A 10,495-nucleotide genomic window follows, 5' to 3' on the forward strand; every position below is an offset into this window, starting at 1 on the left:
ATCGCCGATGGTAGTGTGGGGTTTCCCCATGTGAGAGTAGGTCATCGTCAAGATTCATTTCGCAAAACCCCTATCTGCGCATGCAGGTAGGGGTTTTGTCTTTCTGGCGCAAAAACTCCCAGGCATACGCGGCCCCTGTAGGAGCGGCCTTGTGTCGCGATCGGGCGCGCAGCGGCCGCCAAACCTGTATCCCGGATCTCACAGGTAAACCGCGTCGCCCGGATTGCGGCCGCTGCGCGCCCGATCGCGACACAAGGCCGCTCCTACAAGGGTCGCGTCGCCTGCTGGCACCAAAAGCAATCATGAAATGTGCGTCATTTATGCCTGACGAATCACAGGTCGATGCTACGCTCGCGGAAATACTCAGCACGGATACCCATCATGGAAATGAACTGGCACCAGGCGCTGCAAGAGAGCCTGAGCTGGCTGGCAATCGCCTCGTTCATCACCCTTGTCTGCTTCACGGCAGCCGCCGCACTGGCCGTACGTTATACGCGTTGGGGCAGCCAGTTCTGGCAGCTTGCCGGGCCCTATTTCAGCTTCAGGCGCAGTTGGCGGCCGTTACTGGTGTTCGCCCTGCTGCTGGTACTGACGCTATTCTCCGTGCGCCTGAACGTGCTGTTCTCGTTCTGGTACAACGGCTTCTATAGCGCCTTGCAGGGCCTTGACCAAACTGCCTTCTGGTACCTGCTCGGCGTTTTCGCGGTATTGGCCACCATCCATGTACTGCGTTCGCTATTTACCTTCTATGTAAGCCAGGCATTCAGCATCCAGTGGCGGGTCTGGCTGACCGAGCGCCTGACCGAGGACTGGATGCACGGCGATGCCTACTACCGTGGCCAGTTCCTCGCCGAGCCCGTTGACAACCCCGACCAACGTATCGAACTGGACGTCAACGCCTTTGTCAGCAATTCGGTGACCCTAGCCCTGGGCGCGGTCAGTGCGCTGGTTTCGCTGGTGGCATTTACCGGCATTCTCTGGGGGCTGTCGGCGCCTCTGGCTGTTGCCGGTGTGGAAATTCCCCGGGCGATGGTGTTTGCCGTGTACCTGTATGTCATCGTCGCCACCTGGATCGCCTTCCGTCTCGGGCGACCGCTGATCCGCCTGAACTTCCTCAACGAAAAGCTCACTGCCAACTTCCGTTACGCGCTGATGCGCCTGCGCGAGAACGCCGAGAACATCGCTTTCTACCAGGGCGCGCAGGTCGAGCGGGGAACCTTGCTGGGCCGCTTTGGTGCCTTGATCGTCAACGCCTGGGCGCTGGTGTTCCGGAACCTGAAATTCAGTGGTTTCAACCTGGGTGTGAGCCAGGTAGCAGTGGTGTTCCCGTTCATTCTGCAGGCACCGCGCTTCTTCAGCGGGGCGATCAAGCTGGGTGATGTCATGCAGACCTCCCAGGCCTTTGGCCAGGTGCAGGATTCGCTGTCGTTCTTCCGCGAGTCATATGATGCGTTTGCCCAGTACCGGGCCACCCTCGACCGTTTGACCGGCTTCCTCGATGCCAACGAGCAGGCGAGCGCTTTGCCGCGCGTCATCACCCAGGACCTGGAGCATGCCTTGGCGATAAGCGGCCTGCAGGTGCTGCGCCCGGACGGGCATGCTCTTATCGCCGGCCTGGACCTTGACCTGCATGCCGGCCAGGCGCTGTTGATCAAGGGGCCGTCGGGCAGCGGCAAAACCACGCTGTTGCGTGCGCTGGCGGGCCTCTGGCCGTACGCCGAGGGTGAGGTCAGGCGGCCGCTGGGCCACCAGGCGCTGTTCCTGTCGCAGCGGCCCTACCTGCCGCTGGGTGACCTGCGCGCCGTTATCGCCTACCCAGCGGCCGGCAAGCCTGAGGATGAGTCGCGGATGCAACAGGCCTTGTGCCAGGTCAACCTGGCCCACCTGGCCGAGCGACTGGACGTCAGCTGTGACTGGTCACACATTCTCTCGGTCGGTGAGCAGCAGCGCCTGGCATTTGCCCGGGTGCTGTTCAACCGGCCACAGGTGGTGTTCCTCGACGAGTCCACCTCGGCCATGGACGAAGGGCTCGAGCATGCCCTGTATTCGCTGTTGCGCACAGAAATGCCGGGGGCGTTGCTGGTCAGTGTCGGGCACCGCAGCACGCTGGCAGGTTTCCATACCCATCGGCTGGAGGTGGATGGGCATGGTGGCTGGTCGCTACTGGAGCAGCAGCCAGTGCTGGCCTAGTTCGGCTTGCTGGTGATCGGCCCTGGCCTGAGCAATGCGACCCCGACCAAAGTGCTGCCGGCGCACGCTGCGCCAAGCAGGAATGTCGCCTTGAAGCCGACTCCGTCCCACAGCAGCCCGGCTACCACGCTGGCCGCCAGCAGCGCCAACCCGGTCAGCAGGTTGAACAGGCCGAAGGCTGTACCGCGCAGGTCGGCGGGGGCGCTGTCGGCAATCATGGCAGCAAACACGCCCTGGCTGAAGCCCAGGTGCAGGCCCCAGGCTGCCACCCCCAAGGCTAGCCCGCTCCAGCCCGGGAGCAGGGCCAGCAGCAGGTCGGCGGCGACCAGCAGCCCCAGCCCGGTCATCAGCACGCCGCGGCGGCCTACGCGGTCCGACAGTACCCCGGCGGGGTAGGCCGACAGCGAATAGGCCAAGGCCATGAGCACCAGGACTGCCGGCGCCCACAGCGGCGCCAGGCCCATGTCCTGGGCGCGCAGCAGCAGAAACGCCTCGCTGAAGCGGGCGAGGGTGAACAGCGTGGCCAGGCCGATCAGCCGCCAGTAGGCCGGGCCCAGGCGGGCCAGCTCATGCAGTGCCAACGGTGAGCGCACCGGCCGGGTGCTGGCTGGCGTTTCAGGTTCGCGCACGAAGGCGATGAGGATGTATACCGCTACGAACGCCGGGATCACCGCCACCCAGAAAACCGTCTGAAAATGGCTCGCCGTCAGCCACATCAGCACGATCGCCAGCAACGGCCCCAGGAATGCGCCCACGGTATCCAGCGCCTGGCGCAGGCCGAAGGCTGCACCACGCAGTTCAGCAGGCGTAACGTCGGCCACCAGCGCGTCGCGCGGCGCCCCACGAATGCCTTTGCCAACCCGGTCGACGAAGCGTGCCACGGTCAGCCACTCCAGCCCGGAGGCCATGGGGAATACCGGCTTGGTCAACGCCCCCAGGCCGTAGCCCAGCACCGTGAGCAGCTTGCGTTTGCCCAGCCGGTCGCTGAGGGCACCGGAGAACACCTTGGTGATCGAGGCGGTCGCCTCGGCGATGCCTTCGATAAAGCCCACCGCCACTACCGAGGTGCCAAGCACGGTGACCATGTACAGCGGCAGCAGGGCGTGAATCATTTCCGAGGAGATGTCCATGAACATCGATACGAAGCCCAGCGCCCAGACACTGCGAGGGATCTTCGACAGGGACGTGGTGGCGTTCGTGGCGTGGCTTTCTTCGGGGCTGCGCATCAGGGGGCTCGGCAGAGGGGCTACGTTCGAAACTGTAGGAGCCCTCACGGAGGATGCAAATCGGGCAGCTGTATGGAAGCAACAGTGCGGGTGGCCGGACTGCACCGCAGCGTCGGCAGCTCCATCGTGTCAGCAAAGTTCCGTTACAAACATGTAAACTTCGTAAATAAGATTTAAACTCATTTGCGAATCTCTATATTTACCATCCCTGTTGGCCACCAAACTGTGTTTGCGAGGCCGGTGGGCGAGGGCTCCCGGTTTCCGACAGGGATGTGCCGTTTCGCTCATGAATCGCAGGAGATGTACCCATGCAGTGCAAGACTTCACCCAACAGCCTGGCCCTGGCGTTCGTCGCGCTGGCGTCACCGGCCATGGTGGCCACCGTGGCCCAGGCCGAAGAGCAGCGCACGGGTGAGGTGCTGGAGATGCCGGCCTCAGGCAACGCGCTGGTGATCCAGGACACCCTGGTCACCGCCGAGCGCGAGGCACGCCAGGCCCTGGGTACGTCGATCATCACCGCCGAAGACATCAAGCGCCATCCGCCGGCCAATGACCTGTCCGACATCATCCGCCGCGAGCCCGGGGTCAACCTGACCGGCAACAGCGCCAGCGGCGCACGTGGCAACAACCGGCAGATCGACCTTCGCGGCATGGGCCCGGAAAATACCCTGATCCTCATCGACGGCAAGCCATCCAGCGCACGCAACGCCGTGCGCTATGGCTGGAACGGCGACCGCGATACCCGCGGTGAAACCAACTGGGTACCGGCAGAAGCGGTCGAGCGCATCGAGATCCTGCGTGGCCCGGCGGCCGCACGTTACGGTTCTGGCGCCATGGGCGGGGTGGTCAACATCATCACCAAGCGCCCCACCGACGAACTCAAGGGCAGCGTCAGCCTGTACACCCAGCTGCCGGAAGACAGCGCCGAGGGCGCCAGCCGCCGGGCCAACTTCAACCTCGGCGGCGGCCTGACCGACAACCTCGGCTTCCGCCTGTACGGCGGCCTGGCCAAGACCGATGCCGATGACCTGGACATCAACGCAGGGCATGCCACCAGTGCGCTGGTGGCGGGCCGCGAAGGCGTGCGCAACAAGGACATCAATGGCTTGCTGAGCTGGAAGCTGAACGACGAGCACCGCGTCGAGGCCAGTGCCGGCTATAGCCGCCAGGGCAATATTTTTGCCGGCGACACCATGAACAGCAACGGCGGTGGTGACGTCGAGTTCGTGTCCAGCCTGTACGGCCACGAAACCAATGTGATGCAGCGCAGTACCTACGACCTGACCCACCTGGGCGATTTTGCCTGGGGTACCAGCAAGACCGTGCTGGCCTACGAATACGTGCGCAACTGGCGCCTCAACGAAGGCCTGGCAGGCCGCACCGAAGGCGCCCCCAATGCCGAAGGCGCCGCCATGTCGCGCCTGCGCAACACGCGCCTGAGCAGCGAAGTGAACCTGCCGTTCGCCATGGGCAGTACCGAGCATGTACTGACCCTGGGCGGCGAGTACCTGTACGAAACGCTCAATGACCAGGGCTCGCTGCGCCCGCAAAGTTCGGACCCCACGGGTAATGACGGGCTGGTCGGTTTCGACCGTAGCAGTTCGAAGATGACCGCTCGCAGCTATGCGCTGTTCGTCGAGGACAACATCATTGTCGGCGATACCACCATTACCCCGGGCCTGCGTTTCGACCACCACGAAACCTTCGGCGACAATTTCAGCCCCAGCCTGAACCTGTCGCACAAGCTGACCGAAGCACTGTCGGTGAAAGGCGGTATCGCGCGCGCCTACAAGGTCCCGAACCTGTACCAGTCCAACCCCAACTACCTGCTGTACAGCCGCGGCAATGGTTGCAGCGTGCAGCAGAGCAACAACGGCGGCTGCTACCTGCAGGGCAACGCCGACCTCAAGCCCGAGATCAGCGTCAACAAGGAAATCGGCCTGCTGTACGACCGTGGTACCTGGCGCACCAGTGCCACGTACTTTCGCAACGACTACAAGAACAAGATCGTCGGTGATACCGATGTGTTGTACACCATCGGCACCGGCAGCCGCGTGACCCAGTGGGACAACGCCGGCAAGGCGCGGGTGGAAGGTATCGAAGGCAACCTGTTCATCGAGTTGACCCCGGCCCTGGACTGGAACACCAACCTGACCTGGATGCTCGACAACGACAATCGCGAGACCGGCGAACCGCTGTCGGTGATCCCGGAATACACCGTCAACACCACCCTTGACTGGCGCGCCACCGACAAACTGTCTTTCCAGGTGGCAGGTACCTACTACGGCAAGCAGAAGTCGCCGACCTTCAATGACCGCACCCAGCAAGACTACGACAAGGCCGCGCAACAGGATGTGGAAGCCTACGGGCTGATGGATGTGAGCGCCGGGTACAAGTTCAACGCCAGCTACGACATGCGGGTGGGGGTGAACAACGTGTTCGACAAACAGATCCTGCGTGGTGGCAACGCCAGTACTTCGGGCGCCAATACCTATAACCAGCCGGGTAGGGCAGTGTTCGCTGCGCTGAATATCAATTTCTGATCCAAGGGGCCGCTATGCGGCCCATTCGCCGGCAAGCCAGCTTGACCACACCGACCTCAAGCCATGTGCAAATACCTGTAGGAGCGGCCTTGTGTCGCGATGGGGCGCGAAGCGGCCCCAGGTTTTCAGCTTCGCAGCAAAGATTGCCGGGGCCGCTGCGCGGCCCATCGCGACACAAGGCCGCTCCTACAAGGGCCAGTGCTGGCTTGAAGAGATATCCAAGACAGTTGCTCCCACTTCGAGCGCATCGACCTCAAGCCATGCGCTATCCCTGTGGGAGCGGGCGTGCCCGCGAACACCGGCGCAGCCGGTGCCATATTGTTGCGGAAAAAAATGCCACGGCATGCTAAACCATGCGCCCCAGCTCGCTGCGAGAGAAACCCGGTGAAAGCCGTCCGCCTGACCCTGATCTGCCACGCCCTTACCCAGGCCCAGAAGACCGGGCGCCTGCACCGTGCCGACGACGGCATCCTGCCATTGGGCCAGCAGCCTTTCGCCGACCTTTCCGGTGTGCAGGTACTGACTGCACCAGAGCGGCGAGCCTGCGAGACGGCGGCGTGGTTTTCGGGGCCGGTGCAGGTCGAGCCGGCCTTGGCCGATTGCGACCTGGGGCGTTGGCAAGGGCTGACGCTGAAGCAATTGCAGGCAGAGCAACCGCAGGCGATGGCCGAATGGCTGCAGGCCCCGGCCAGTGATATTCACGGCGGCGAGTCGTTCGCCGTGCTTTGCCAGCGCATCGCCGCCTGGCTGGCAGCCTTCGACAGGCCGGGTGAATGGGTGGCGATTACCCACCCGATGGTCATGCGCGCCATGCTGGTACAGGTACTTGGCTGTCCGATGAGCGCCAGTCAGCGGGTCGACGTGTTGCCGCTGTCGCGCCTGGAGCTGAGCTTTACCGGGCAGTGGCGCCTGCGCCTTGGCTGAAGGTCAGAACGCCAGCTTGTAGCCGATCAGCAGCAGCATCGCCGCCAGGCACGGACGCAGCACGCGGTCGGAAATCCGCCCGGTGAGGTGGCTGCCCAGGTAGATGCCTGGCAGCGAGCCCAGCAGCAGGTAGCCCAGCAGCGACCAGTCCATGTTGCCCATGCCGGCATGGCCCAGGCCCGCCACCAGGGTAAGTGGCACGGCGTGGGCGATTTCGGTACCGACCAGGCGGCGGGTGACCAGGAACGGGTACAGCAGGAACAGCGCCACGGTACCCAGTGCGCCAGCACCGATGGAAGTGAGGGTGACCATCACCCCCAGCACCACGCCGGTGAGCACGGTGAGGGTGTTCAGGCTGCGATCGCTGAGGTGGTAGTGGTCACCGGCATGGCGGCTGGCGAAGGCCTGCAGGCGCGATTTGAACAGGATGGCCAGCGCGGTCAGGATCAGCACCACCGCCAGGCCTTGCTTGATGACGGCGTTGAGCGCCGAGGTGTCGGTGTGCAGGGTGCTGAGGAACCACAGGGTCAGCGCCGCCGCGGGCACGCTGCCCAGGCTGAGAAGGCCGGTGATCTTCCAGTCGACGTTCTTGTTGCGCGCATGCACCCAGACGCCACTGGCCTTGGTGATGGCAGCATAGAGCAGGTCGGTTCCGACGGCCGTTGCCGGGCTGATGCCAAACCACAACAGGATCGGGGTCATCAGCGAGCCGCCACCGACGCCGGTCATGCCGACGATGAAACCCACGACCAGGCCCGCAATGGTGAAACCGAAAGAACCTACATCCATACGCTACTCGACTGCCCAACTTTGCCCGTTATCGGATGCAGCCAGCATATAGATTTTTTTATAGCCAAATAGACTTGTTCGTTATTAGGTTATAACCGGGTCAGCGCTTGCAGAGGTTCCCTGTGGGAGCGGGTTTACCCGCGAAGCAGACGCCGCGGTGGATGGCACGGGCTTCGCCCGTATTCGCGGGTAAACCCGCTCCCACAGGGGATCGCGCCAGTTTTCAGAATTTCAGCAAGGCAGTTGCTCTCATGACGGCCTGTCAACGATCAGTCATCACCACCATCACATGCGCATCTGCGCCATCGTCACTTTCCGACAGGTAGATATGCCCCACCTGGCTGTCGAAATACGCCGTCTCCTGCGGCCCGATGCTCACTGCTTCGCCGGTTTCGAACTCGATACGAACGCGACCGCTCAGTACCAACGCGAACTCTTGCCCGGGGTGGCGAATAAAATCGTCGAACTGGCCGCGTTCACGGGCAATGATGCGGGCATAGGCGGGTGTCATGCGCCGTTCGGGGAAGTCGCCGGCGAGCGGGTGATAGTCATAGGTGCCGGTCGAGTAGCCTGCCGCCGCTGGCAGCGAATCGACCACCACCGTCACCGGCACTGGCGCCGTGACCGTGCCGCTGGCGCGCAACAACTGGGCAATGTCGACATTCAGCGCCCGGGCGGCGGCGGCGAGTTTTTCATAGCTGACCGACACCTGCGCCAGCTCCATCTTCGACAGGGTGGACAGCGGTACGCCACTGGCTTCGGACAATTGCTTGAGGGTCATCTGGCGCGCCTTGCGCACCTGGCGCAGGCGCTGGCCGACTACGGCACGGTCCAGCAGGGGGAGGGCAGCGGGCATTCGGGGTCTCGGCATGCGGCGTTGGTCGGGCATCTTACCTTGGAGCCTTGCGTATTCGTAAATTCTCATATATTAGAATTCTCATAAATGATAATTAGCTGCCAGGAGCGTGCATGACCCCGATCTACGACACCCTGATCATCGGCGCCGGCATTGCCGGTGCATCCCTGGGTTATCGCCTGGCCGGCCGGCAGAAGGTGCTGCTGCTCGAGCGTGAGGCGCAGCCTGGCTACCATTCCACCGGGCGTTCGGCAGCCATGTTCATGGAGGCCTACGGCACCCCGCAGATCCAGGCGCTTACCCGCGCCAGCCGGGCCTTCTACGAAGCACCACCGCAAGGGTTCTGCGAGCACCCGCTGCTGGAACCGCGCGGCTGCCTGTACGTCGCCAGCCTGGAGCAGCGGGCGCTGCTCGAGCAGACCCATGCGCAGAACCTGGCCAACGGCACCGAGGTCAGCCTGCTCGACCGCGACGCCGCCCTGGCCCTGGTGCCGAGCCTGCGTGGCGAGAACCTGGCCGGCGCGGTGCTCGAAGCGGGTGCCATGGACCTGGACGTGCATGCCCTGCACCAGGGCTTCTTGCGTGGATATCGCGCCGCTGGCGGCGAACTGCGCTGCAACGCCGAGCTGATCCAAGCGTGGTACCTGGATGACCTGTGGCAGGTGGAGTTGGGCGATGGCAGCCGCGTGCAGGCGCGCCAGCTGGTCAATGCCGCTGGCGCCTGGGCCGACCGTGTAGCCGAGCAGTGCGGGGTGGCGCGTATCGGCCTGCAACCCTGCCGGCGCAGTGCTTTCACTTTCCCCGGCCCGGCAGACCAGGACTTCGCCCACTGGCCGGCGGTAATCGGCGTAGACGAAAGCTTCTACTTCAAACCCGATGCCGGCCAGCTGTTGGGTTCGCCGGCCAATGCCGACCCGGTCGAACCCCAGGACGCCGCGCCCGAGGAGCTCGATGTGGCTTTGGGCATCTACAACATCGAAGCCATGACCACCCTGGCGATCCGCCGGCCAAGCCACACCTGGGCCGGGCTGCGCTCGTTCGTCGCCGATGGCGACCTGGTGATCGGTTTCGATGCGCACGCACCAGCGTTCTTCTGGCTGGCGGCGCAAGGTGGCTACGGCATCCAGTCGGCGGCGGGCGCCTCGCGCCTGGCTGCCGACCTGCTGCTGGGCCAGCCCCTGTGTCCTGGCCTTGTCAGCCAGGGGGTGGCGCCCGAGCGCCTGTCCCCGGCCCGTTTCCAGCAATCCTGAAAGGAGCATTCCATGAGCAATGATATCCAGCGTTTCCCCAGCAGCCTGCCGTTCCCGTTCTCCCGTGCGGTGAAAGCCGGCGGTTTTCTGTTCCTCTCCGGCCAGGTACCGATGAGTGCTGGCGGCGAAGTGGTGCGCGGTGACATCCAGGCCCAGACCCGCGCCGCCTGCGAACGCATCGGCGAAAGCCTGGCGGCCTGCGGCGCGCGCTTCGACCAGGTGGTCAAGGCCACGGTGTGGCTGTCGGACATGAGCCACTTCGCAGGTTTCAACGAGGTGTACAAGGAGTTCTTCGGCGCAGCGCTGCCGGTGCGTTCGACCGTGGCCTCGGCATTGGCGCTGGGGGTGGATGTGGAGATCGAAGTGCAGGCGTTTGTCGGCGACGCCTGAGCGCTCTTGTAGGAGCGGCCTTGTGTCGCGATGGGGCGCGAAGCGGCCCTAGGATCTCAGCTTCGCAGCAAGAATCGCCGGGGCCGCCATGCGGCCCTATCGCGACACAAGGCCGCTCCTACACGGGGTATGTGGTGGCAGTGAGACAACAACAATAAATCCAGAGGTTCACATGCAAGAGCAGCTGAAGATTGCCGGCGCGTTTGTCGGCGTGATCGTGGGGGCGGGGTTCGCTTCGGGGCGGGAACTGTTGTTGTTCTTTGTCGATTTCGGTGTGTGGGGGCTGGTCGGTNCGCTGGTCAGTGCAGCCTTGTTCACGTTCCTTGG

The 10,495-nt window shown here is 63.8% G+C and carries 8 protein-coding genes; 5 read left to right on the forward strand and 3 right to left on the reverse strand.

What is annotated here, in order from left to right:
- Positions 1-381 precede the first annotated feature (381 nt).
- Entirely contained in the window at positions 382-2,190 is a 1,809-nt protein-coding gene (locus JV551A3_RS11675; protein ID WP_133970976.1) for an ABC transporter ATP-binding protein/permease, read from the forward strand.
- On the opposite strand, the gene JV551A3_RS11680 is transcribed toward JV551A3_RS11675, so the two are convergent.
- Complete coding sequence (locus JV551A3_RS11680; protein WP_133970978.1) at positions 2,187-3,416, reverse strand: MFS transporter; 1,230 nt, start codon at positions 3,414-3,416, stop codon at positions 2,187-2,189. The two genes, JV551A3_RS11675 and JV551A3_RS11680, sit on opposite strands and share 4 nt — an antisense overlap.
- A 308-nt stretch (positions 3,417-3,724) precedes the next feature.
- On the opposite strand from JV551A3_RS11680, the gene JV551A3_RS11685 reads away from it, so the two are divergent.
- Both JV551A3_RS11685 and JV551A3_RS11690 read left to right on the forward strand, forming a co-directional pair.
- The gene (locus tag JV551A3_RS11685; RefSeq protein WP_133970980.1) at positions 3,725-5,959 is read left to right on the forward strand and encodes a TonB-dependent siderophore receptor; all 2,235 of its coding nucleotides are present in this window, start codon (positions 3,725-3,727) and stop codon (positions 5,957-5,959) included.
- Between the two features lie 384 nt (positions 5,960-6,343).
- Positions 6,344-6,883: a histidine phosphatase family protein gene (locus tag JV551A3_RS11690; RefSeq protein WP_133970981.1), complete on the forward strand. Its 540-nt coding sequence runs from the start codon at positions 6,344-6,346 to the stop codon at positions 6,881-6,883.
- Positions 6,884-6,886: 3 nt separating this feature from the next.
- On the opposite strand, the gene JV551A3_RS11695 is transcribed toward JV551A3_RS11690, so the two are convergent.
- Both JV551A3_RS11695 and JV551A3_RS11700 read right to left on the reverse strand, forming a co-directional pair.
- On the reverse strand, positions 6,887-7,672 hold the full coding sequence (locus JV551A3_RS11695) for a sulfite exporter TauE/SafE family protein (RefSeq protein WP_013971855.1): 786 nt from the start codon (positions 7,670-7,672) through the stop codon (positions 6,887-6,889).
- A gap of 262 nt (positions 7,673-7,934) precedes the next feature.
- Complete coding sequence (locus JV551A3_RS11700; protein ID WP_112252292.1) at positions 7,935-8,528, reverse strand: helix-turn-helix domain-containing protein; 594 nt, start codon at positions 8,526-8,528, stop codon at positions 7,935-7,937.
- A 113-nt stretch (positions 8,529-8,641) separates the two neighbouring features.
- Between JV551A3_RS11700 and JV551A3_RS11705 the strand changes: the two genes are divergently transcribed.
- Entirely contained in the window at positions 8,642-9,778 is a 1,137-nt protein-coding gene (locus JV551A3_RS11705; protein ID WP_133970983.1) for an NAD(P)/FAD-dependent oxidoreductase, read from the forward strand.
- A gap of 12 nt (positions 9,779-9,790) precedes the next feature.
- Entirely contained in the window at positions 9,791-10,168 is a 378-nt protein-coding gene (locus JV551A3_RS11710; RefSeq protein ID WP_085593503.1) for a RidA family protein, read from the forward strand.
- The last annotated feature ends 327 nt before the right edge of the window (positions 10,169-10,495 follow it).

The sequence above is a fragment of the Pseudomonas inefficax genome (assembly GCF_900277125.1).
Classification (GTDB): Bacteria; Pseudomonadota; Gammaproteobacteria; order Pseudomonadales; family Pseudomonadaceae; genus Aquipseudomonas; species Aquipseudomonas inefficax.